Source organism: Streptomyces sp. NPDC057271 (assembly GCF_042668715.1).
Lineage (GTDB): Bacteria > Actinomycetota > Actinomycetes > Streptomycetales > Streptomycetaceae > Streptomyces.
On record NZ_JBHUYJ010000061.1, the window covers coordinates 46,590 to 46,879 of the forward strand.

At 71.4% G+C, this 290-nt stretch carries 1 pseudogene; it reads right to left on the reverse strand.

From position 1 onward, the window contains the following. Window positions 1–34: 34 nt before the first annotated feature. Window positions 35–290 (reverse strand): annotated as a pseudogene (locus ACFUJR_RS25200) (hypothetical protein); the annotation flags it as partial.

Below are 290 nucleotides of genomic sequence, written 5' to 3' on the forward strand. Positions count from 1 at the left end.
CTCTCACGCCGCCCCGCCGTCCGTGTCGGCTCTCTCAGCCGAACTGCTGCTCCAGGTCCTTCAGTTTGCGCTCCAGCGAGTCGAGCCGGGGCAGCGTCTGGGTGTCGTCCTCGGCGGTGAGGTCCACCGTCCGGGGCTCAGTACCCTGCACGGCCTGGAGGGAGGGCCGGTGTCGAAGCGGCAGCTGTCCGGGGTCCGCTATGGCGGGCTCCGCGACGGCCGTCCCCACGGACGGCTTCGCAGAACCCGCACCGGAATTCCAGGCCGGTACCTCAACCCGGCAACCCCCC